The 20915-nt window shown below is 64.9% G+C and carries 18 protein-coding genes; 5 read left to right on the top strand and 13 right to left on the bottom strand.

Annotation, left to right across the window (positions count from 1 at the left end; translation table 11 throughout):
* Nucleotides 1-16: 16 nt before the first annotated feature.
* The 5 genes from SPHV1_RS16865 to sdhC form a co-directional block, all read right to left on the bottom strand.
* The gene (locus SPHV1_RS16865) at nt 17-1213 is read right to left on the bottom strand and encodes a S8 family serine peptidase (RefSeq protein ID WP_054947197.1); all 1197 of its coding nucleotides are present in this window, start codon (nt 1211-1213) and stop codon (nt 17-19) included.
* A gap of 201 nt (nt 1214-1414) precedes the next feature.
* The gene (locus SPHV1_RS16860) at nt 1415-2113 is read right to left on the bottom strand and encodes a hypothetical protein (RefSeq protein ID WP_054947196.1); all 699 of its coding nucleotides are present in this window, start codon (nt 2111-2113) and stop codon (nt 1415-1417) included.
* A gap of 4 nt (nt 2114-2117) precedes the next feature.
* Nucleotides 2118-3926 carry a succinate dehydrogenase flavoprotein subunit gene (gene sdhA, locus SPHV1_RS16855; protein ID WP_054947195.1) on the bottom strand — a complete coding sequence of 603 codons (1809 nt, stop codon included), beginning with the start codon at nt 3924-3926 and terminating at the stop codon, nt 2118-2120.
* Nucleotides 3926-4312: a succinate dehydrogenase, hydrophobic membrane anchor protein gene (sdhD, locus tag SPHV1_RS16850; RefSeq protein ID WP_054947194.1), complete on the bottom strand. Its 387-nt coding sequence runs from the start codon at nt 4310-4312 to the stop codon at nt 3926-3928. The genes sdhA and sdhD overlap by 1 nt, the downstream gene beginning before the upstream one ends.
* Before the next feature lie 12 nt (nt 4313-4324).
* Nucleotides 4325-4720: a succinate dehydrogenase, cytochrome b556 subunit gene (gene sdhC / locus SPHV1_RS16845; RefSeq protein ID WP_054947221.1), complete on the bottom strand. Its 396-nt coding sequence runs from the start codon at nt 4718-4720 to the stop codon at nt 4325-4327.
* Between the two features lie 149 nt (nt 4721-4869).
* On the opposite strand from sdhC, the gene bla reads away from it, so the two are divergent.
* From bla to SPHV1_RS16830, 3 genes are all read left to right on the top strand, one after another.
* A complete protein-coding gene (bla, locus tag SPHV1_RS16840; RefSeq protein WP_054947193.1) occupies nt 4870-5790 on the top strand; it encodes a subclass B3 metallo-beta-lactamase in 921 nt (306 codons plus the stop codon).
* A complete protein-coding gene (locus SPHV1_RS16835; protein WP_054947192.1) occupies nt 5787-6686 on the top strand; it encodes a 50S ribosomal protein L11 methyltransferase in 900 nt (299 codons plus the stop codon). The genes bla and SPHV1_RS16835 overlap by 4 nt, the downstream gene beginning before the upstream one ends.
* 558 nt (nt 6687-7244) lie before the next feature.
* Entirely contained in the window at nt 7245-7547 is a 303-nt protein-coding gene (locus SPHV1_RS16830) for a DUF1153 domain-containing protein (RefSeq protein WP_054947191.1), read from the top strand.
* Between the two features lie 64 nt (nt 7548-7611).
* On the opposite strand, the gene ligA is transcribed toward SPHV1_RS16830, so the two are convergent.
* Nucleotides 7612-9702, bottom strand: coding sequence for an NAD-dependent DNA ligase LigA (ligA, locus tag SPHV1_RS16825; protein ID WP_054947220.1), 2091 nt, complete (start codon nt 9700-9702; stop codon nt 7612-7614).
* Between the two features lie 117 nt (nt 9703-9819).
* Here ligA and SPHV1_RS16820 point away from each other — a divergent pair, with 117 nt between their 5' ends.
* Nucleotides 9820-10104, top strand: coding sequence for a DUF2165 family protein (locus SPHV1_RS16820; protein ID WP_231634716.1), 285 nt, complete (start codon nt 9820-9822; stop codon nt 10102-10104).
* On the opposite strand, the gene SPHV1_RS16815 is transcribed toward SPHV1_RS16820, so the two are convergent.
* The 4 genes from SPHV1_RS16815 to SPHV1_RS16800 form a co-directional block, all read right to left on the bottom strand.
* On the bottom strand, nt 10088-10780 hold the full coding sequence (locus tag SPHV1_RS16815; protein WP_054947190.1) for a DUF4396 domain-containing protein: 693 nt from the start codon (nt 10778-10780) through the stop codon (nt 10088-10090). The two genes, SPHV1_RS16820 and SPHV1_RS16815, sit on opposite strands and share 17 nt — an antisense overlap.
* A 55-nt stretch (nt 10781-10835) precedes the next feature.
* The gene (recN, locus tag SPHV1_RS16810) at nt 10836-12500 is read right to left on the bottom strand and encodes a DNA repair protein RecN (protein WP_054947189.1); all 1665 of its coding nucleotides are present in this window, start codon (nt 12498-12500) and stop codon (nt 10836-10838) included.
* Nucleotides 12501-12613: 113 nt separating this feature from the next.
* A complete protein-coding gene (locus SPHV1_RS16805; RefSeq protein ID WP_054947188.1) occupies nt 12614-13057 on the bottom strand; it encodes an Rrf2 family transcriptional regulator in 444 nt (147 codons plus the stop codon).
* Nucleotides 13058-13143: 86 nt separating this feature from the next.
* The gene (locus SPHV1_RS16800) at nt 13144-13941 is read right to left on the bottom strand and encodes an outer membrane protein assembly factor BamD (protein ID WP_054947187.1); all 798 of its coding nucleotides are present in this window, start codon (nt 13939-13941) and stop codon (nt 13144-13146) included.
* Nucleotides 13942-14124: 183 nt separating this feature from the next.
* Between SPHV1_RS16800 and SPHV1_RS16795 the strand changes: the two genes are divergently transcribed.
* Complete coding sequence (locus SPHV1_RS16795) at nt 14125-15906, top strand: cation:proton antiporter (protein ID WP_054947186.1); 1782 nt, start codon at nt 14125-14127, stop codon at nt 15904-15906.
* Here SPHV1_RS16795 and SPHV1_RS16790 read toward each other — a convergent pair.
* The 3 genes from SPHV1_RS16790 to recA all read right to left on the bottom strand — a co-directional run bounded on the left by SPHV1_RS16790 (nt 15897) and on the right by recA (nt 20826).
* Nucleotides 15897-16856 carry a glutaminase gene (locus SPHV1_RS16790; RefSeq protein WP_054947185.1) on the bottom strand — a complete coding sequence of 320 codons (960 nt, stop codon included), beginning with the start codon at nt 16854-16856 and terminating at the stop codon, nt 15897-15899. The genes SPHV1_RS16795 and SPHV1_RS16790 overlap by 10 nt on opposite strands.
* 28 nt (nt 16857-16884) lie before the next feature.
* Nucleotides 16885-19536, bottom strand: coding sequence for an alanine--tRNA ligase (alaS, locus tag SPHV1_RS16785; RefSeq protein ID WP_054947184.1), 2652 nt, complete (start codon nt 19534-19536; stop codon nt 16885-16887).
* Between the two features lie 213 nt (nt 19537-19749).
* Entirely contained in the window at nt 19750-20826 is a 1077-nt protein-coding gene (gene recA, locus SPHV1_RS16780; protein ID WP_054947183.1) for a recombinase RecA, read from the bottom strand.
* Nucleotides 20827-20915 lie beyond the last annotated feature (89 nt).

Genomic DNA, 20915 nt, shown 5'->3' with positions numbered 1-20915 from the left:
GAACGGCATCGACGGATCAGGGCAGCACTCCGATCGGATCGGGACTGCCGTCCCGGTCGCCGGAAACCGTTCCGCCCGACACAACAGTGGCATTGCCGGTCAACAGGATGCCCGAGAGATGGGGCGCAGCCATCGAGGTTCCGTCCTTGGAAGTCGTACCGGTGCTGTTCGGGACGAGCGAAACAATTCCGACGCCCGGTTCGGCCCAGTCGACGGAACCGCCATAGTTGGAGAACGAAGCCTTCCGGTCGCGCTTGTCGGATGCAGAAACGGTGTAGAGCCCGGTCCCATTCTGGTCGGCCGGAGACACCTTCCTGATGTCGACGTCCACATTATCGTTGCCTGCCGCCATCACCACGTGAAAGCCGACAGCGGCCAAATTCACAACGGCCTGGTCGAGAACGGTCGAATTGGGATCCGCGTTGAGACTAAGGTTCACAACATCGCCAGCCGTGCCAGCCGTGGCAACGTAATTGAGACCCGCCAGCACATCGGTATCCGGCGCAACGCCCAGCGAGTCGAGGACCCTTACCGATACCACCGTGGCCCCGGCCGCCACCCCGGCAATCCCGATGCCATTGCCCCTGATCGCCGCGATTGTCCCGGCAACGTGCGTGCCGTGGCCGTTGAAGTCGGCGTAGGAGACCGTGTTACCGCCAAGAGTGTCACCGGTCAGAAAGGACCTGCTCAGGCCCCCATTGATCACAAGATCGGTGTTCGGGCCGACACCGGTATCGACGACCCAGGCCAGCCTGCCATTGGGCGTCCCCGGGCCGCCCACGCGCTGGATATCCCAGGGGATCGTTTCCCCACTGCCACTGCCGCCATTGCCGCCCCCTCCTCCGCCACCGCTTCCCGGAGGTCCCCCGCGCGAAGGCATGGCCGTCGCACCGGCTTCTCCATCTGGCAAACCGACATAGTGCGCCTGCGTGCAGGAGGAGAGGTCGAGGTCCTTGTCCAGCAATTGTGCAATGGCCTGCGCCGATGCGCGGATGGCAAAGCCGTTCAGCAAGGCGGAATAGACGTGAAGGAGGCGCCCGCCAGTGGCCTGAACGGCCATGTTCGCTGCATACGTCGCGGTGATCGGTCCGGGCTTGAAGGTACACAGGAAAGTGTTCGGAACAGGATCGCCGATCTGCTGTGCCCCTGCCGGCTGCGTGGCGATGAATGCCGAAACTGCAGCGGCAACGAAAAACCTTGCTCGACCTATCATATCGCCCCTCCCGAATATCCCTGAACCCACCTCACGCCTTCTTTTTGACGCGATCAGGATAAGTCATCGGAGACAATTCGGCAATTCGGCAAGGGTATAGCGACTTGCGGACTATTGACGACAAGGGGCTGCAACCCAACGCTTGGCGCAAGCGTCTGGATCGATTCAGGTAAAGCCCCGCAGCAGCTGCGCCGGGTTCGCCTACTCCGAGACCTTTCGGAAGGTTATTTCCCGTCCGTAGCGTTCGAGCAGGAACATGCCGTCGCTCTCGAACAGGCCCGTATGGTCGAACGCCTTGAAACCGAGGTCATTGGCATGGAACGCAAAATACAGAGACTTGCCCGATGGCTGCGGCACCGGGATCGGTTCCCCGCGCACTTCGAAGATCGGCAGGGCGAGGCTTATCGAAAGAAGCTGGTCACTGTCGGAAACCGGAATCTGGATAGCGCCATCGGAAAAGTCGGCGATCGTGCCGGTCCCGTCAGCGCGTTCGACGATGGCGCTGAACAGCGAGACCGGCAGGTTGCCGTTCCCTTCGAGGTGGAGCGTCACGGCATCGGGTGCGCCCGATCCCTGCTCGGTGCCCAGCAATTCGAATTGCGGCGGCGTGGAAGGATCGCTGTTCAGGACGATGCCGCCGTCCTGTCGGGCCCAGGTTCCCATCGAATATTCGTCGACAGCGCCGTAGCTCAGCGCATAGCGGTAACGGCCATCCTCGCCCAGTTCCAGCCAGGCAGCCATTTCCGTCCGCGAACCGTCGTAAGTGCCGGCAATCGATGCAGGCTCAGCCACCTCCTGGGCGGCAGGCTCCTGCTTCGCGGCGACGGGGGCCGGGTGAAGCAGGGCAAGCAGGGGCGCGGCGGCGACCCAGGATTTCAGGATCGCCGCGCGCCCCGCCATGGTCTTAGTAAACGCGCGCCTTGGGCTTGATGTACTCGACATCGTCGGTCAGCGTGTATTCGTGGACCGGGCGATAGTCGAGACGGACTTCGCCACCCTTGCCGCCCCAGCCGTTGAACCAGCCAACGGTGTGCTTCATCCAGTTCGCGTCGTCGCGGTTCGGGAAGTCCTCGTGCGCGTGGGCACCGCGGCTTTCCTTGCGCGCCTGGGCGCCATGCAGCGTGACCGAAGCCTGCGAGATCAGGTTGTCGAGTTCCAGCGTTTCCACCAGGTCCGAGTTCCAGATCAGGCCGCGGTCCGTGACCTTGATGTCCTGCATGCGCTCATAAGTTGCGGCCAGCTTCTGCTTGCCTTCGACCATGAGTTCATCGGTGCGGAACACTGCGGCGTGAGCCGACATCGTACGCTGCATCTCGGTGCGCACTTCCGCCGTCGGCGAACCGCCGTTGGCGTTGCGGAAGTGGTCGAGGCGGGTGAGCGACATGTCTGCCGAGTCCTTCGGCAGTTCGGGCTGCGCAGCGCCGGCCTTGACGATTTCCTTGAGGCGGTGACCGGTCGCACGGCCGAAAACCACGAGGTCGATCAGCGAGTTCGAGCCCAGGCGGTTGGCGCCGTGAACCGAGACGCAGGCAGCCTCGCCCACCGCGAAGAGGCCCGGAACCACGGTGTCCGGATTGCCGTCCGGACCGATGGTCACGACTTCGCCGTGGTAGTTACAGGGAATGCCGCCCATGTTGTAGTGGACGGTCGGGACGACCGGCAGCGGCTGGCGGGTCAGGTCGACGCCTGCGAAGATCTTGCCGCTCTCGGTGATGCCCGGGAGACGCTCTGCCAGCACCTTGGGATCGATGTGATCGAGATGCAGGTAGATGTGGTCCTTGTGCGGGCCGACGCCGCGGCCTTCGCGGATTTCCAGCGCCATTGAGCGCGAGACGACGTCGCGCGAGGCGAGGTCCTTCGCGGAAGGCGCGTAACGCTCCATGAAGCGCTCGCCCTCGGAGTTGGTGAGGTAGCCGCCCTCGCCGCGCGCGCCTTCGGTGATGAGCACGCCCGCGCCGTAGATGCCGGTCGGGTGGAACTGCACGAATTCCATGTCCTGCAGGGGCAGGCCCGCGCGCAGGACCATGCCGCCTCCGTCGCCGGTGCAGGTATGGGCCGAAGTGGCGGTGTAGTAGCTGCGGCCGTAACCGCCGGTCGCGAGCACGACGGCCTGCGAGCGGAAACGGTGAATCGAGCCGTCATCGAGGCACAGCGCGATCACGCCGACACACTTGCCGCCGTCCATGATCAGGTCGATCGCGAAGTATTCGATGAAGAAGTCCGCGTCGTACTTCAGCGACTGCTGGTACAGCGCATGCAGCATGGCGTGGCCGGTACGGTCGGCGGCGGCGCAGGTGCGCTGCACCGGCGGGCCTTCGCCCATGTTCTGCATGTGGCCGCCGAACGGGCGCTGGTAGATCGTGCCGTCGGCATTGCGGCTGAAGGGCACACCGGCATGCTCCAGCTCGTAGACCGCGGCCGGGGCTTCGCGCACCATGTATTCGATGGCGTCCTGGTCGCCCAGCCAGTCAGACCCCTTGACGGTGTCGTACATGTGCCAGGTCCAGTGGTCCGGCGTGTTGTTGCACAGCGAGGCGGCGATGCCTCCCTGTGCCGCAACGGTGTGCGAACGGGTCGGGAAGACCTTGGTGATGCACGCGGTCTTCAGGCCGGCTTCGGCCGAGCCCATCGTGGCGCGCAGACCCGAACCACCGGCGCCGACGACGACGGTGTCATAGATGTGGTCGATGATCTTGTAAGCAGGGGCGGACATCAGGCGTGGGCTCCCAGCGCGAGGCGGACGACGCAGAAGACGCCGAAGGCGGCGCCAGCGAATGCGGCAAGGTTCAGGGCGGCGATGCAGGCGAACTTGTTGGCGTGCTCATGGACGTAGTCCTCGACCACAACCTGGAGGCCGAGGCGCGCGTGCCAGAAGGTCGACACGACCAGCAGCGCCATCGCGGTTGCCGGAACCGGCGTGGCAAGCCACTCGGAAACCGAAGCATAGGTCAGGTCCGGCAGGAGCAGGATCGAGACCGCAAGCCAGAGAACCAGCAGCAGGTTGCCGATGGCGGTGAAACGCTGCACCAGCCAGTGGTGCGGACCGGTCTTGGCCGAGCCGAGGCCGCGGACGCGGCCGATGGATGTTCCGTTACCCATTGTTTTCGTTCCTCAGCGAAGCAGCAGGATCGCCCAGAAGGCGACGGTGAGAACCACGCCCAGGACCGGCGAAAGGATCGACCAGGTGCGGTTCGTCTTGAGTTCGAAGCCGGCGCCGATGTCGAGCACGAAGTGGCGCAGGCCGCTCATCATGTGGGTAAAGAAAGCCCAGGAGATGCCGACCAGCACGATGTAGCCGATCGGAGTGGTCATCGCCCACGCGAAAGTCGCGTAAGCGGCGGGCCCGCTTGCGAGTGCGCCAAGCCACCACAACAGCACGCCCAGTCCTGCGAAAGCCAAGCCGTTTCCGGTCACGCGATGCATGATCGAAACGAACATGTGCGGACCCCAGCGCCAGATCTGGAGGTGCGGCGACAGCGGACGGTTCTTGGTACCGGCGTTTGCCATGCTCTTGCGAATCCCCTTGCCTGCGGCAGCCAGTGACACTGCCTTCGTCGAAGTCCCCTTAGCCAAATCACGGCAGCGTGCAAGTTCCGCAAGGCAACTTATCGCTCGCCTACTGGCCTATGTAACGGGTGGGGCCTAAAGCGGCGACCATGAGTCGCATCGTCAATAACCTGGTGCTGGCAGCGCTGGTCGCCGCCGCCACCCCCTCGATTGCGCAAGCCCGCGACAAGGCGGCCGTTGCGCCCTCCCCCAAACTGTCGAGCGCCTGTGCAGGCATGGACGGGCCCGAAGGCTGGTCTCACCCTGCACCACCTGCGCATATATATGGCAACACCTGGTACGTAGGCACCTGCGGCATCGCCTCGGTCCTCGTCACTTCGGATGAAGGGCACGTGCTGATCGACAGCGGCCCGGCCGATGCCGCCCCGCTGGTGCTCGCCAACATCCGCAAGCTGGGGTTCGATCCCGCCGACGTGCGCTGGATTCTCACCAGTCACGAACATCACGACCATGTCGGCAGCATCGCCGAACTGCAGAAGGCCACCGGTGCACAGGTCGCCGCGCTGGCTTCGGCACGACAGGTGCTGGAAAGCGGCAAGCCTTCTGCCGACGACCCGCAGTCCGGCCAGATCGAGGGCTTTGCGCCCGCCCCAGTCGCGCGCAGACTCGTTGACGGGGACTCGGTTACGCTTGGCCGGCTTGCCCTGACGGTTCATGCCACTCCGGCCCACTCACCCGGTTCGGCAAGCTGGACCTGGCAGGCCTGCGACGATGCCTTCACCTGCAAGATGATCGCCTATGCGGACAGCGCCACGACGATCTCGGCAGACGGCTATCGCTTTTCCGATCATCCCGATCGCATTGCGCGGATCCAAACCGGCCTGTCGCGAATCGCGCAGCTGCCCTGCGACATTCTCGTCACGCCCCACCCATCGGCCAGCAACCTGTTCGACCGCCTCTCGGGCAAGGCCCCGCTGGTGAACGCGCAGGCCTGTGCCGCCTATTCGCAGGCAGCGGGAGCCTATTTCGCCAAGCGCCTTGCCGGCGAAACCGGGGAGGCCGGGAAATGAGCTGGAAGATTACCGCCTTTGCCCCGCGCAGCGTCATCGAAGGTGCTCTCGTCGCCCATGAAGACGCCTTCGACTGGGACCCGCAGATCGTCCTGTCCGGAAGCGAAATCGCCGAGGACAAGCCTGACGACTGGCAACTGGAAGCCTGGCTCGCCGACGAACCGGGCGACGCGGAGAAGGGCGCGATCGCCGCACTCTTTTCTGGCAATGTCCCGGAACTGATCGTCGAGCAATTGCCCGACACCGACTGGCTCGTCACCAGCCAGCAGGGTCTTGAGCCGATCCGCGCTGGCCGCTTTCACGTCCATACGCCCGAACACCCGGCCGTGAACGAACCCGGCGTGACCGACTTCACCATTCCTGCCAGCCAGGCTTTCGGCACGGGCCAGCACGCCACGACAGCAGGCTGCCTTTCGATGCTTACGCACATGCGCAAGCAGGGCGTGGTCGTGCGCAACTGCGCCGACATCGGCACCGGCACCGGCCTGCTCGCCTTCGCCGCGCTGACGCTGTGGCCCTCGGCGCTCGCCACCGCCAGCGACATCGACCAGGTCTGCGTCGACGTCGTGCGCGACAATGCCGCGGCGAATGGCATCGCAATGGGGCCGCGTGGCGGTCAGTTGGTGATGACGGTGGCCGACGGCATGAACCACCCCCTGCTTGCAGCGCGCGGGCCCTACGACCTGATCATGGCGAACATCCTGGCAGGGCCGCTGGTCAGCCTCGCCCCGGACTTCGCGACCTCGCTGGTCCCGGGCGGCCACCTTGTCCTGGCCGGCCTGCTCGAGACCCAGGAAGCCGCCGTGCGCTCCGCGTGCCGCAGGACGGGTATGCGACTCGCAGCGCGGCTCGTGAACGGCGACTGGTCGATTTTGTGGTTGCGCAAGCGCCGCTAGGACCCTGCGCATAGATCCCGATGGGCGGCTTAACATTTAGCCGTCCATCGGGACGCCTCTCCCTGTCAATTCGATTCCGTCCGGAGCGTCGCTCCGGTCGCCGCAACGCGCCCTGAGATCACCACGCGAGCGACATCCGGGAGCCAAACGGAAGCTCTCGACAACAGCCCATCGCACCTCTCGCGCAGGTCGTCCCGATTACCCCGACCAAAAGCCATTTCAGGCCCTTTCGCCGGCCTTTTCGTCGCCGGCAAGGGCCGGGCCGCAGCGCCGGCCAAGACCTCGCTCGCACCCGCATCGCCCACAACGCAAACCGCATTCCCGCGTAAATTCAGTGACTTGAGCAAGCATCCCGGACCGGGATCGAGAGGTTAAGACAAGTAAAGCGAACGTAAACGGTCGCCCACCTGCCCTCGGGGAAATTACTCAAGTTACTCAAACTCTTGGAGTTCATTGCCTAAGGCCGAATTAACCATTTCAAGTGAGCTGCCATTAACACTTTGAGCCAAGAATCCGAGGCCAAGGGGGGCTGGTACTAACTAGCTCGAAAGGCATGAAATGCTGCAAACTGAACGGACCCGTCCTGAGACGGTCGTCGGGCCCCTGGGTGAAGCTCTCAAGCGAGAGAATCTGCCTCCAGCGAATACGTCGCGCTGGGTCGTAAGGCGCAAGGCGGAAGTCGTCGCAGCCGTCAACGGCGGGCTGCTGACGGCGACCGAAGCCTGCGAACGCTACGGCCTGACCCTCGAGGAATTGGCCTCGTGGCAGCGCGCGATCGAACGCGAAGGCATGCCCGGGCTCCGCGCGACCCGTGTTCAGCACTATCGCCAGGTCCACGAAAGGCAGAGCCGCCGCGCCTGACCGGCCCCGGTCATGGAGCGGTCGATGGGCGGAAATCACCGGAGCACAGGCGGCTGATGCGTGTTCAGCCGGCAGCCTTCACGATTTCCGCCCATTGCGCCTCGTCGATCACCTCGACCCCGAGATCTGCCGCCTTCTTCAGCTTGGATCCCGCGCCCGGCCCGGCAACGACCAGATCCGTTTTCGGCGAAACCGATCCGGATGCCTTGGCCCCCAGGCGCTCGGCCTGAGCCTTGGCTTCATCGCGGCTCATCGTTTCCAGCTTGCCGGTAAAGACCACCGTCTTGCCCGCAACCGCGCTGTCCCGGGTCTCCACGACGAAAGGCGGCGGTGACACCAGCGAGAGCAGGTCGTCCCAGACCTCGCGGTTGTGCTCCTCGTGAAAGAAGTCGCCCAGCGCTTCGACCACGGCCGGACCGATCCCGTCGATGGACGTGAGTTCGGCATAGGCTTCCGAAGCTTCTGCCGCCTGTTCCTCGCCTTCCTTGACATGTGCCTTCTCGGCGACGGTGCGCAGGGCCGGCAGCGTTTCGAACCGCTTCATCAGGTCGCGCGCGGTGACCGCGCCGACATGGCGGATACCGAGGCCGAACAGCAGGCGCGCGGCATCGGGCTCGCGCTTGCTTTCCACAGCGCTCAACAGGTTTTCCACAGACTTGTCCTTCCAGCCCTCAAGCGCGAGGATATCGTCCCTGCGATCCTTGAGACGGAAGATATCCGCGGGGCTTTCCAGCCAGCCCTTGGCGAAGAATTCGTCGATGGTCTTTTCGCCCAGCCCCTCGATGTCGAGCGCGGCGCGGCTCACGAAATGCTTGAGGCGCTCGGTCCGCTGGGCCGGGCAGATCAGGCCGCCGGTGCACCGCACGTCTACCTCGCCTTCCTCCGCGACGGCTTCCGAACCGCATTCGGGGCAATGATCGGGAAAATCGAAGGGTTCGCGCTCGGCTTCGCGGGTCAGGTTCTCGACGACCTGCGGGATCACGTCCCCTGCCCGCTGCAGCACTACGGTATCGCCCGGTCGCACACCAAGCCGCGCGATCTCGTCGCGGTTGTGCAGCGTGACGTTGGTGACGGTGACGCCACCGACCAGCACGGGCTTGAGCCGCCCGACCGGCGTCAGCTTGCCGGTGCGGCCGACCTGGATGTCGATCGATTCCAGCGTCGTTTCGGCCCGCTCGGCAGGAAACTTGTGCGCCATCGCCCAGCGCGGCGCCTTCGCAACGAAGCCAAGCCGCTGCTGCCAGTCCAGCCGGTCGACCTTGTAGACCACGCCGTCGATCTCGAACGGCAGGTCAGGACGACCGTCGCGGATCTCGCGATAGGCGGCAAGCATTTCTTCGAGCGAGTGGCACTGGCGGAACTGGGGCGAGACCGGCAGGCCCCAGCCCTCGATCTTGCGCACCACCTCGTGCTGGCTTTCGCCCGGCACTTCGCTCGCCGCGCCCCAGCCATGCGCCCAGAAGCGCAAGTGACGCCGGGCGGTGACGCTGGCGTCCTTCTGCCGCAGTGAACCGGCAGCGGCATTGCGGGGGTTGGCGAACTGGCGGACCTTGCTCTCGTCGAGCGGTTCGCCCTTGGCTTCGGCAGCCTTGCGCGCATCGTCCATCAGCGCTTCGTTGAGCGCGAGGAAGGCGGACTTTTCCATATAGACTTCGCCGCGCACCTCGAAGACTTCGGGCACACCCTCGCCCTTCAGTTCCTGCACGATGTCCGGGATGTGCGCGACATTGGCGGTAACGTCCTCGCCCACCTGCCCGTCGCCGCGCGTCGCCGCGCGAACCAGCTTGCCGTCCTCGTATCGCAGCGAGCAGGACAGGCCGTCGATCTTGTCCTCGGCCGTCATGACCACCGGTTCGTCGGCCGAGAGCGAAAGGAAACGCCGCACGCGGGTAACGAATTCGCCCACTTCCTCATCGGTGAAGGCATTGTCCAGGCTCATCATGCGAACTTCATGGCGAACCTTGGACAGCGGCGAGGCCGCGACTTCGTGACCGACCTGGTTCGAAGGGCTATCCGGCCGCACGAGATGCGGGAAGGCCGCTTCCAGTTCCGCGTTACGGCGCACGAGGGCGTCGTACTCGGCGTCGGGAATCTCCGGCGCGTCCTCGGCATGGTAGAGCCGATTGGCGCGGTTGATCTGGCGCGCAAGGCGCATCAGTTCGTTGGCGGCTTCGGCTTCGGTGATCGATTCGCTGTCAGATGCCACTTGGCGGTCCGTTTCCTTATTCGTCCCGGCCCATGTTAACCTGCGGGCGGGAACAGGGAGATAGCCATGATAGACAGGCTCCTCAAAGCGCTTTTCGCGCTCATTCTCGGTGCCATGGCACTGCTCTATGTCATGCACAACATTGCCAATATCGAAGCTGCACAGGCCTTCTTCACTTATGTGACCAGCCATGCCGACCAGGAGGCCTATCCGGTGACGCTGCTACCGGTGGCGTCGCCCGCGCTGGTCGTGGTCGCCATGATCGTCGTATTCGCACTGGAGATCGGCGCAGGCGTCCTGCTGCTCATCGTACTCAACCAGTGCGGCGAAGAGGCTACATCCGCTCCTTGATTCCGGCGCGCACCAGCCACCAGTTCACCGGGTAGGCCGTGACGAAACCGCCAAGCATGGCGATCTGCATGAGGAACCAGAATTCGGGCGAGGCGACTTCGGCGGTGTCGCCATAGGCGGGCCGGAACCAGAGGAACTGTCCGGCGGCCATCAGGCCGTACATGCCCACCTGCCACGAGCCGATCGAAAGGAAGTCCGCCTTGACCGCCTCCGTCACGCCCTTGCCAAAAGACAGGTCCCGCATGGGCACGATGGCCCAGTACTGGAAGGCTATGCCGATGCCGAAAGCCAGAACGTAATCGAGGATCCAGACCGCGAACGTCTTCTCGGCAAAGACCGTGTGCCAGCCCAGCCAGACGGCAATCGCCGGGAAAGCGAAGGCCAACCATTCAGCGATGATGTCGCCCAGTGTGCAACCCGCGCCGCAGTGGCTTGCCCCCTTGGCAACCGTCAACCACATCGGCACGTCTTCGTCTGCCCGCTGTGCCCGGAAATAGAGCGCCAGCCAGATCGCGCTGCCGAAAAGCGCGGCCAGCGGCCAGACCCACTGCATGACCGCCATTCTCGGCGGATGGCTTCGCTGATGGATCGCGATGACGATGGCACAGGCAAGGCCAAGGATCAGCGAGACAAGGGACAGCGCATGGAGCCAGTAGGGAAATTGCGGCGTCTCCATGCCCTTTGCAACGGTTCGCAGGGCAATTGGCTCCGAACGCGTTGCAGGAGGCCGTTCAGACGCCTTCGAGCAGCCTGTCTGCCTGGGCCCGTGCCTCGTCCGTCACTTCCGCGCCGGAAAGCATGCGGGCGATCTCTTCCTTGCGGTCGCCATCGCCCAACAGGGTGACGGAAGTACGCGTGACAGTGCCTTCGCTCGACTTGGCGATCATGTAGTGCCGCCGCCCACGCGCCGCGACCTGCGGGCTGTGCGTGACGGCCAGCAACTGCCCGTCGCTGGCGAGCCGCGCGAGGCGATCGCCGATCGCCGAGGCAACCGCGCCCCCCACGCCCCTGTCGATCTCGTCGAAGATCACCGTCGATGCCCCGCCCTCTTCGGCCAGGGCCACCTTCAGCGCGAGGATGAAGCGCGAAAGCTCGCCGCCCGAGGCGATCTTGGCCAGCGGCGCAAAATCGGCGCCGGGGTTGGTGCTGATCAGGAACTCGACCGCGTCCATCCCCTGCGGCCCCCAGCGCTCCTCGGGCAGTTTTGCGACCGAAGTCTGGAAGCGCGCCGCATCGAGCTTGAGCGGGGCCAGTTCCGAAGCCACGGCTGCGTCGAGCCGCTTGGCCGCCGCCCGGCGCAAGTCGTGCAGTGTGCTCGCCGCCTGGTGATAAGCCAGCGCGGCCTTGCCCGCTGCCCTTTCAAGGGCCGCCACATGCTCCTCGCCGCCCTCGATGTCTGCCAGTTCCTCACGCATCTGCGCCATGCGCCCGGGCAGATCGTCAACCTGGCAACCGTGCTTGCGGGCCGCGGCGCGCAGATCGAACAGACGCGTCTCGATCCTGTCCAGCTCGGCCGGATCGAAGGCCAGCGCTTCAGCGGCGCGTTCGAGCTTTTCTTCCGCCTCGCTCGCCTCGATCACCGCCCGGTCCAGCGCGGCGAGCGCCTCGGCCAGCAATTCGTGCTCGCCGGCAATGCGGTCGAGCCGCCGCGCCGCACCGCGCATGCTGGCCAGCGCCGAATCGGAACCTTCCCACAAGTGCTGAAGGGCCGAGAGATCCTCGGACAGCTTCTCGCCCTTCTGCATGTCGGCGCGGGCGTGGGCGAGTTGTTCCTCCTCGCCCTCTTCCGGCGCGAGCGCATCGAGTTCGGCAAGGTGCGCGACCAGCAGGTCCTGGTCTTCAGCGGCCTTCGCGACCCGGGCGCGCGCCTCGTCGAGCGCGTCCTGCGCCTTGCGCCAGTCCTTCCACGCCGCCTCGACCCCTGCGACGTCGCCACCCGCGAAGCGGTCCAGCAGTTCGCGGTGGCCGCGCGGATTGACGAGGCCTCGATCGTCATGCTGGCCATGGATCTCGACCAGCACCGGCGCGATCTCACGCAATAGTGCGACGCTCACCGGCTGGTCGTTGAGGAAAGCCTTGGAGCCGCCATCCGCCTTGAGCTGGCGCTTGAGGATCAGCGGTTCGCCCGGCTCGACATCGATCTCGGCATCCGCGAGCACTGCACGGACGCCAGGCGGAAATGCTGAAAATTCAAAGCTGGCGGTCACGCTGGCCTTCGCCTCACCCGCCCGCACCAGCCCGCTGTCGGCACGGTTGCCGATCACGAGGCCCAACGCATCAAGCAGGATCGACTTGCCCGCACCCGTCTCACCGGTGAGGACGCCAAGCCCTCCGGCGAAATCGAGATCCAGCGCCTCGATCAATACGATATTGCGGATGGAAAGCCGGGTCAGCATGTTCGCGAAGCGTTCTAGCGAAGTCTTTTTCCCGCGTCACCCGGGATTGCGCGCCTTGCCTGCCAGTTTCCCCCAGCTGTGCGCGACGCGCAACGCAACGATCCCAGGGGCAATCAGTATTCGGGCTCGGCCAGGACTGGCGGTTCGGGATCGATCGGGTCGGCCAGGGTCAGGCGGTCGAGCATGTTGGCGGTCTCGTCCCGCAAGGTCAGCATCAGACCGCGCAGCCGGCATTCGGCCTCGGGCAGGCAATTGGCACAGGTCTCATGCGCATTGCGGCTGGCGCAGGGCACGAGTGCGAGGCTGCCGCGGGTGATGCGGATGATGTCGCCATAGCGGATGTCGACAGGCGGCAGCGCCAGTTCATACCCGCCCGAGCGCCCCCTGTGGGAGATGACGATGCCGTCGCGCGCCAGTTCGGAGAGAATCACCGTTAGGAACTTGCGCGGAATGTTCTGGGCCACCGCAATCTCGTCGAGACGCACGGAGCCCTTGCGGTAATTGTCGGCCAGATGTTGCAGGGCGCGGATCGTGTAACGGGTTTTCTGCGACAGCATGCGACGACACTGCGCGGGCGCACGGCGTCATGTCAACCGGCCAAGTAGAGAAAAAGCCCGCCTCCGGCAGGATGGGGCAGCCGCGATCAGGCTGCGGCGTTCTCCGGAGCGTAGCGCGTCATCAGCTTGTAGGCGCGATCGTACCACTTGCTGTTCGGATAGTTCGCCTCGAGCACGGCCGCGGCCTTCTGCGCCTCTTCGGGGATGCCCATCGAGAGGTAGCCTTCGACGAGACGGAACAGCGCCTCGGGCGTGTGGCTGGTGGTCTGGAAATTGTCGACCACGTTACGGAAGCGCAGCGTTGCCGCCAGCCACTTGCCACGGCGCTCATAGGCGCGGCCGATGGTCATTTCCTTGCCGGCAAGGTGATCGTTGACAAGGTCCAGCTTGAGCTTGGCGTCGGCCGCGTAGGGCGTGGTCGGATAGCGGCGGGTGATATCGGTCAGCGCCTGCTTCGCCTGCTCGGTGGTGCGCTGGTCGCGCGTCACGTCGCTGATCTGTTCGTAGTAGCAGATGGCGATGAGGTAATAGGCGTAAGGCGCGTCCTTGTTGCCCGGGTGGATCGACAGGAAGCGCTGCGCCGACTGGATCGCCTTGTTGTAATCGCGCGCGGCATAGTAGCTGAAGGCGCTCATCAGCTGGGCACGACGGGCCCAGGGCGAATAGGGATGCTGGCGCTCCACTTCGTCGAACAGCGCGGCGGCCTGCTTGGTGCGCCCCGTGTCGAGACGCTGCTTGGCCGCGGCATAGAGCGTGTCGACGTCCCGTGCGACGTAGGCAGTGTCCTTGTTTCCACCCCCGCGACCGGCGCAACCGGCAGTGAGGACAATCGCGCCAGTGGCGGCGGCAAGGAGAGCGGTCTTCAGACGCGAGCGTTCGAACATGGCGGGGTCTATAACCAGCGCTTTGCTGAACGCCAAGTGAAGTTACGCGGGTATGCCCAGTCGTCCACGTCATAGCCCCTGTGGTCCGTCGTGGATGCAAGCCCCTGCCCTGCCAGTGCAAATGCCCCGAAAATGCAGCTTCGAAGGTGACAAATTCGCCTCGCCTGCCATAGTGAGCGGCACATGGCCGGCTCCAGCGAACTATACTCCCCCGTTCTTTCCGACGCTCTCGTCATCCTCGGTGCGGCAGGCATCGTCATCCCGGTATTCTCGCGCTTCCGCATCACGCCGGTGATCGGGTTCATCCTCGTCGGCGTCCTGGTCGGGCCGTTCGGACTGGGACGTCATGTCTTCGACTATCCCTGGCTCGCTCACATAACCATAACCGACCCCGGCGGGCTGGAAGTCTTCGCCGAATTCGGCATCATCCTCCTGCTGTTTTCCATCGGGCTCGAGCTGTCATTCGGCCGCCTGTGGGAGATGCGCAGACTGGTCTTCGGGCTCGGCTCGCTCGAACTCATCGTCATCGGCGGGTCGCTGACCTTCATCCTCTCGGCCATCGGGCAGAACTTCACGGGCGCTCTGGCGCTGGGCCTTGCCCTTGCCCTGTCTTCGACCGCGCTGGTCCTCAAGATCACCAACACGACAACGCCGGTCGGACGTGCGGCGCTCTCGATGTTGCTGTTCGAGGACATCGCGCTGGTCCCGATCATCTTCCTGCTCGGCGCACTGGCACCCCATGCCCAAGCCGACGGGATGGGCAACCTCATCAACACGCTGATCTGGGGCACCGTCGTCATTGTCGCCCTGCTGGTGTTCGGGCGCTACCTGCTGCCGCCGCTTTTCGCGCAGGCGGCACGCACCAAGAGCCCGGAGCTGTTCCTGGCCGCCAGCCTGCTGGTCGTCATCCTGGCCTCGCTGGCGACCGCCGCCGCGGGCCTTTCGCCGATCGTTGGCGCCCTAGTCGCCGGCCTGCTGATCGCCGAGACCGAATACCATTCCGAAGTCGAAGAAATCACCGAGCCGTTCAAGGGGCTCGCGCTTGGCGTCTTCCTCATCACCATCGGCATGAGCATCGACCTGCAGGTGATCTGGGAGAACCTCGGATCGATCCTCGTCGCCACAGTGGGCGTCATCCTGCTCAAGGCCGTCGTGACCGGCCTGCTGCTGCGGATGATGGGCGCGCGTCGCGGCACCTCGACCGAGACCGGCATCCTCATGTCGAGCCCTTCGGAGACCACGCTGATCGTGCTCACCGCTGCCGGCTCGGCGCAACTGATCCAGCCGGGCACCGCGATGTTCTGGCAGATCGTCACCGCCATCGGCCTGACCGTCACGCCGCTGCTCTCGCTGTTCGGCCGCATGATGGCGCGCCGTGTCGATGCCGGTGAGCCGCTGCACCAGCCGCCCGAGCATACCGGCGAGCCGCACACGGTGATCGTCGGCTTCGGCCGCGTCGGCCGCCTCGTGGCCGACATGCTTGCCACGCACAACAAGCCCTACATCGCCATCGATTCGGATACCGATCTCGTCAGCCAGGGCAAACGTCTGGGCTACACCGTTTCCTTCGGCGATGCCGGGCGCGGCGATGCGCTGATGCGGCTGGGCGCCGACCAGGCCAATGCCGTGATCCTGACCATGGATGAGCCCGTCACGGCCCAGCGCATGGTGCGCAAGCTGCGCCAGCAGTTCCCCGACCTGCCGGTTCTCGTGCGCGCCCGCGATCCCGAGCACGCAGCCCAGCTCTATCGCGCCGGGGCGACCCACGCGGTGCCGGAAACGCTGGAAAGCTCGCTGCAACTGTCGGAAGCCGTGCTGATCGAAACCGGCGTCGCGATGGGGCCCGTCATCGCCTCGATCCACGAAAAGCGCGACGAGTTCCGCGAAAGCATCATGGAACAGGGCGGGCTCTCGGAGAAACCCGCGCTCAAGTCCTCATCGCTGGAGGACAGCCTTCACGCCTGACCGCCCCCGCGCGGCTCGAAAACCGACCACCCGGTCCGCTGGACGAGCCGTTCGAGCGCAAGTTGCCCCAGATGCGAATTGCCGCTGCGGTTCAGCCCCGGCGACCACACGGCAATGCTGGCGATGCCCGGCGCGATCGCCAGGATGCCACCGCCCACGCCCGACTTTCCCGGCAGGCCGATGCGATAGGCGAAATCGCCCGAATTGTCGTAATGACCGCAAGACATCATCAGCGCATTGATGCGCCGCGCCCGCCGTGGATTGACGACGCTATGGCCACTCACCGGATTGCGACCGTCGGCCATCAGGAAACGTCCGGCCAGGGCAAGCTGGCGGCAAGTCATGGTCAGCGCGCAAAAGTGGAAGTAGGTCCCCAGCACCAGGTCGACGGGCGCATGGATATTGCCGAAGGCGCGCATGTAGTTGGCCAGCGCCATGTTGCGAAAGCCGGTTTCCTGCTCCGCTCGCGCAACCACCTCGTCTATGGCTATGCTGTCGTCGCCCGCCAGTTCGCGCACGAAGCGCAGCATCTGGCCGATAGCCTCGCGCGGCTGCAGCCCGCCAAGGAGCACGTCGCACAGAACGATCGCCCCGGCATTGATGAAGGGATTGCGCGGAATGCCCTGCTCGGTTTCGAGCTGGACGATCGAGTTGAAGGCCGAGCCCGAAGGCTCGCGCCCCACCCGCTTCCAGACCTGATCGCCCACTGCGCCCAGCACGAGAGTCAGCGCGAAGACCTTGGAAATCGACTGGATCGAAAACGGCTCTTCGGCATCGCCCGCACAGTGGACAGTGCCATCGGCCATGACCACGGCAAGGCCAAATTTCTCGACCGGCACGCAGGCGAGCGGCGGAATGTAGTCGGCCACTTTGCCGCGGTGCTCGTGTCCGCGCATTTCCCAGGCGATCTCGGCAACGATCCGGCCAACGTCACAGTGCCCCGGATCCATTGCCGACATCTCCTTCCAACCCGACCGATCAGCCGGCGAGCGCTGCCTTTACCGCGGCAATGGCATCGGCGCCCTTCGAACCGTCGGGACCGCCGCCTTGCGCCATGTCCGGACGCCCGCCGCCGCCCTTGCCACCAAGCGCTTGGACGCCCTTGCGCACCAGGTCGACTGCACTGGCCTTGTCCTTGAGGTCGTCGGTCACGGCCACCGCGATGGAAGCCTTGCCTTCATTGACCGCAACGATCGCCGCAACGCCCGAACCGAGGCGCTGCTTGGCCTGGTCGAGCAATCCGCGCAGTTCCTTGGGGTCGAGACCTTCGAGGACTTGCCCCGAGAACTTCACGCCACTGACTTCCTCGTCGGCCGGACCCGCGGCGGCTGCACCGCCGCCACCGAGCGCCAACGCCTTCTTGGCTTCGGCCAGTTCTCGCTCGAGCTTCTTGCGCTCGTCCAGCAGCGCCGCGACGCGCGCTTCGACATCTTCGGGCGTGGTGCGCAGGATACCGGCGGCATTCTTCAGCGCTTCCTCGCGCGCAACCAGCCACTGGCGCGCACCTTCGCCGGTCAGCGCCTCGATACGGCGCACGCCGGAGGAAACGGCGCTTTCCGAAACGATGCGGAACACACCGATATCGCCGGTGGCATTGACGTGGGTACCGCCGCACAGCTCGACCGAGTAGGTCTTGCCGCCATTGCTGCGGCCCATCGACAGCACGCGCACTTCGTCGCCGTACTTCTCTCCGAACAGGGCCATGGCGCCGGCGGCAATGGCATCGTCGGGCGTCATCAGGCGGGTCATGACCGGCTCGTTGCCGCGAATCTCGGCGTTCACTTCAGCCTCGATCGCGGCGATGTCCTCGACCTCGAGTGCCTTGGGATGCGAGAAGTCGAAGCGCAGGCGATCGCTCGCCACCATCGAACCCTTCTGCGTGACGTGATCGCCGAGGCGATTGCGCAGGGCGGCGTGCAGCAGGTGGGTGGCGGAGTGGTTGGCGCGGATCGCATCGCGGCGCGCTTCGTCAACGACGAGGTTGACCGTCTCGCCGACCTTGATCTGCCCGGCCTCGACCTTGCCGGTCATGGTGTGCAGGCGGCCAAGCGGCTTGGCGGTTTCGGCAATCGCGATGACGAGGCCACCGGGCCCGGTGATCGTGCCGGCATCGCCGACCTGGCCGCCCGATTCGCCATAGAACGGGGTCTGGTTGGTCAGGACAATGACTTCGTCGCCGACCGAAGCCGATTGGACTTCCTTGCCGTCCCTGACGAGCGCCACGACGCGGCCCTCGCCCGAGGTCGAAGTGTAGCCGGTGAATTCGGTCGCACCTTCACGCTCCGCGATGTCGAACCAGACTTCGTTGTCGGCGGCCTGCCCGGACCCCTTCCAGGCGGCGCGGGCGGCGGCCTTCTGCTGCGCCATGGCAGCGTCGAAGCCGTCCTTGTCGACGCTGATGCCGCGCGAACGCAGGGCATCCTCGGTCAGGTCATAGGGGAAGCCGTAGGTGTCGTAGAGCTTGAACGCGGTCTCGCCGGGCAGCCGGGCGCCCTCGCCCATTTCGGCGGTGGCTTCGTCGAGCAGCTTGAGGCCGTTCGACAGGGTGCGGCGGAACTGCACTTCCTCGCGTTCCAGGGTTTCCTCGATCAGCGGCTGCGCGCGGCCGAGTTCGGGATAGGCCTGGCCCATCTCCGCGACGAGCGCGGGCACCAGACGGTGCATCAGCGGATCCTTGGCGCCCAGCAGGTGCGCATGACGCATGGCGCGACGCATGATGCGGCGCAGGACGTAGCCGCGGCCTTCGTTCGAAGGCAGTACGCCGTCGGCAAGCAGGAAGCTTGTCGAGCGCAGGTGATCGGCAATAACGCGGTGGCTCGCCCGGCTGTCGCCCTCGGCGGCTACGCCGGTCAGGTGCTCGGAAGCGGCGATCAGCGCCTTGAAGGTGTCGATGTCGTAGTTGTCATGGACGCCCTGCATGACCGCCGAGATGCGCTCAAGCCCCATGCCGGTGTCGATCGAGGGCTTGGGCAGATTGCCGACGATCTCGCCAGCTGCCTGCTCGAACTGCATGAACACCAGGTTCCAGATCTCGATGAAGCGGTCGCCGTCTTCCTCGGGGCTTCCCGGAGGGCCGCCCCAGATGTGGTCGCCGTGATCATAGAAGATCTCGGAGCACGGACCGCACGGGCCATCGTCGCCCATCGCCCAGAAGTTGTCCTTGGTGGGAATACGGATGATCTTCGATTCCGGCAGACCGGCGATCTTCTTCCACAGGTCGAAGGCTTCGTCGTCGGTGTGATAGACCGTGACCAGCAGCTTCTCGACCGGAAGCGCCCATTCCTTCGTCAGCAAGGTCCAGGCATGGGTGATCGCCTGTTCCTTGAAGTAGTCGCCGAAAGAGAAATTCCCCAGCATTTCGAAGAAGGTGTGATGGCGCGCGGTGTAGCCGACATTGTCGAGGTCGTTGTGCTTGCCGCCTGCGCGCACACACTTTTGCGAGGACGTCGCGCGCGGGGTGGCGCGGGTCTCGAGGCCGGTGAACACGTTCTTGAACGGCACCATGCCGGCGTTCACGAACATCAGCGTCGGGTCGTTGTAAGGAACGAGCGGCGCGGACTGGACGGCCTCGTGACCATTACTGGCGAAATAGTCGAGGAAGGACCGGCGGATTTCGTTGGTCGTCTGCATAACTCGGGCCGATAAGGCACAGGCGCGAAACCGACAAGCTATAAGGCGCGGTCAGACTGTTCGGTTTTTACGATAATCCGCAGATATGCGGCAAATCGGCTACGCTGAAAGCGTCCGGACGGGCCGCGAAGGGCTCCGCGTTCCAAGTTCACCCCAAGCAAAAACCCCGGCGCAACGCACCGGGGTTCCTGTTTCTGCAAAGGGGCAGAAGCCTTATTCGGCGTCATCCTCGTCCGAGGGGCCTGCCATCATTTCTTCGGCCAGACCTTCGGTCTTGGTCCGGATCGCCTTCTCGAGACGGTCGCAGACCTCGGGATTCTCGCGCAGGTAGTTCTTCGAGTTCTCGCGACCCTGGCCGATGCGGATCGAATCGTAGGAGAACCATGCGCCCGACTTCTCGACGATGCCGGCCTTGACGCCGAGGTCGAGAATTTCGCCGATCTTGGAGATGCCCTCGCCGTACATGATGTCGAACTCAACCTGCTTGAACGGCGGCGCGACCTTGTTCTTGACCACCTTGACGCGGGTTGCGTTGCCGATGATCTCGTCGCGGTCCTTGATCTGCCCGGTGCGGCGGATGTCGAGGCGAACCGAGGCGTAGAACTTGAGCGCGTTGCCGCCCGTCGTCGTCTCCGGGTTGCCGTACATGACGCCGATCTTCATGCGCAGCTGGTTGATGAAGATCACCATGCACTTGGAACGGTTGATCGAGCCGGTCAGCTTGCGCAGCGACTGGCTCATCAGGCGGGCCTGGAGGCCGACGTGGCTGTCGCCCATCTCACCTTCGATTTCGGCCCGGGGGACGAGCGCGGCGACCGAGTCGACCACCAGCACGTCGATCGCGTTCGAGCGCACCAGCGTATCGGTGATCTCCAGCGCCTGCTCACCGGTGTCGGGCTGCGAGACGATCAGTTCGTCGATGTCGACGCCCAGCTTCTTGGCATAGACGGGATCGAGTGCATGCTCTGCGTCGATGAAGGCAGCGGTGCCGCCAGCCTTCTGCGCTTCGGCGATGACATGCAGCGCCAGCGTGGTCTTGCCCGAGCTTTCCGGCCCGTAGACTTCGATCACGCGCCCCTTGGGAAGTCCGCCGACTCCAAGCGCGATATCCAGCCCGAGCGAGCCGGTCGAGATCGCTTCGACCTGCATCGTCTCCTTCGAGCCGAGCTTCATCGCGCTGCCCTTGCCGAACGCGCGATCGATCTGGGCGAGCGCTGCGTCGAGCGCCTTCTGACGGTCCATGGAGTCCTTATCCTTGCCTTCCTGGATCAGCTTGAGCTGAGCAGCCATTTCACTTCCCCTTTGCTACCGGCCTGACCGGAAAGGTCAACGTCGCGGACCCCGATGTATCTTGTTTGTTCCCCGTGAACAAGAGGGGA

The organism is Novosphingobium sp. KN65.2 (assembly GCF_001368935.1).
Lineage (GTDB): Bacteria > Pseudomonadota > Alphaproteobacteria > Sphingomonadales > Sphingomonadaceae > Novosphingobium > Novosphingobium mathurense.
The sequence above is the reverse complement of the archived record's forward strand: the minus strand, read 5'-3'. Positions and strand labels throughout refer to the sequence as shown.

Bases quoted from the DNA above. Each gene is read 5' to 3' on its own strand.
- bla (WP_054947193.1), top strand. From the start codon at position 4,870: ATGAGTCGCATCGTCAATAACCTGGTGCTGGCAGCGCTGGTCGCCGCC.
- SPHV1_RS16805 (WP_054947188.1), bottom strand. From the start codon at position 13,057: ATGCTGTCGCAGAAAACCCGTTACACGATCCGCGCCCTGCAACATCTG.
- SPHV1_RS16815 (WP_054947190.1), bottom strand. From the start codon at position 10,780: ATGGAGACGCCGCAATTTCCCTACTGGCTCCATGCGCTGTCCCTTGTC.
- SPHV1_RS16835 (WP_054947192.1), top strand. From the start codon at position 5,787: ATGAGCTGGAAGATTACCGCCTTTGCCCCGCGCAGCGTCATCGAAGGT.
- sdhC (WP_054947221.1), bottom strand. From the start codon at position 4,720: ATGGCAAACGCCGGTACCAAGAACCGTCCGCTGTCGCCGCACCTCCAG.
- SPHV1_RS16795 (WP_054947186.1), top strand. From the start codon at position 14,125: ATGGCCGGCTCCAGCGAACTATACTCCCCCGTTCTTTCCGACGCTCTC.
- recA (WP_054947183.1), bottom strand. From the start codon at position 20,826: ATGGCTGCTCAGCTCAAGCTGATCCAGGAAGGCAAGGATAAGGACTCC.
- SPHV1_RS16800 (WP_054947187.1), bottom strand. From the start codon at position 13,941: ATGTTCGAACGCTCGCGTCTGAAGACCGCTCTCCTTGCCGCCGCCACT.
- sdhA (WP_054947195.1), bottom strand. From the start codon at position 3,926: ATGTCCGCCCCTGCTTACAAGATCATCGACCACATCTATGACACCGTC.
- ligA (WP_054947220.1), bottom strand. From the start codon at position 9,702: ATGCGCCTTGCGCGCCAGATCAACCGCGCCAATCGGCTCTACCATGCC.
- recN (WP_054947189.1), bottom strand. From the start codon at position 12,500: ATGCTGACCCGGCTTTCCATCCGCAATATCGTATTGATCGAGGCGCTG.
- SPHV1_RS16830 (WP_054947191.1), top strand. From the start codon at position 7,245: ATGCTGCAAACTGAACGGACCCGTCCTGAGACGGTCGTCGGGCCCCTG.
- alaS (WP_054947184.1), bottom strand. From the start codon at position 19,536: ATGCAGACGACCAACGAAATCCGCCGGTCCTTCCTCGACTATTTCGCC.
- SPHV1_RS16820 (WP_231634716.1), top strand. From the start codon at position 9,820: ATGATAGACAGGCTCCTCAAAGCGCTTTTCGCGCTCATTCTCGGTGCC.
- SPHV1_RS16865 (WP_054947197.1), bottom strand. From the start codon at position 1,213: ATGATAGGTCGAGCAAGGTTTTTCGTTGCCGCTGCAGTTTCGGCATTC.
- sdhD (WP_054947194.1), bottom strand. From the start codon at position 4,312: ATGGGTAACGGAACATCCATCGGCCGCGTCCGCGGCCTCGGCTCGGCC.
- SPHV1_RS16860 (WP_054947196.1), bottom strand. From the start codon at position 2,113: ATGGCGGGGCGCGCGGCGATCCTGAAATCCTGGGTCGCCGCCGCGCCC.
- SPHV1_RS16790 (WP_054947185.1), bottom strand. From the start codon at position 16,856: ATGGATCCGGGGCACTGTGACGTTGGCCGGATCGTTGCCGAGATCGCC.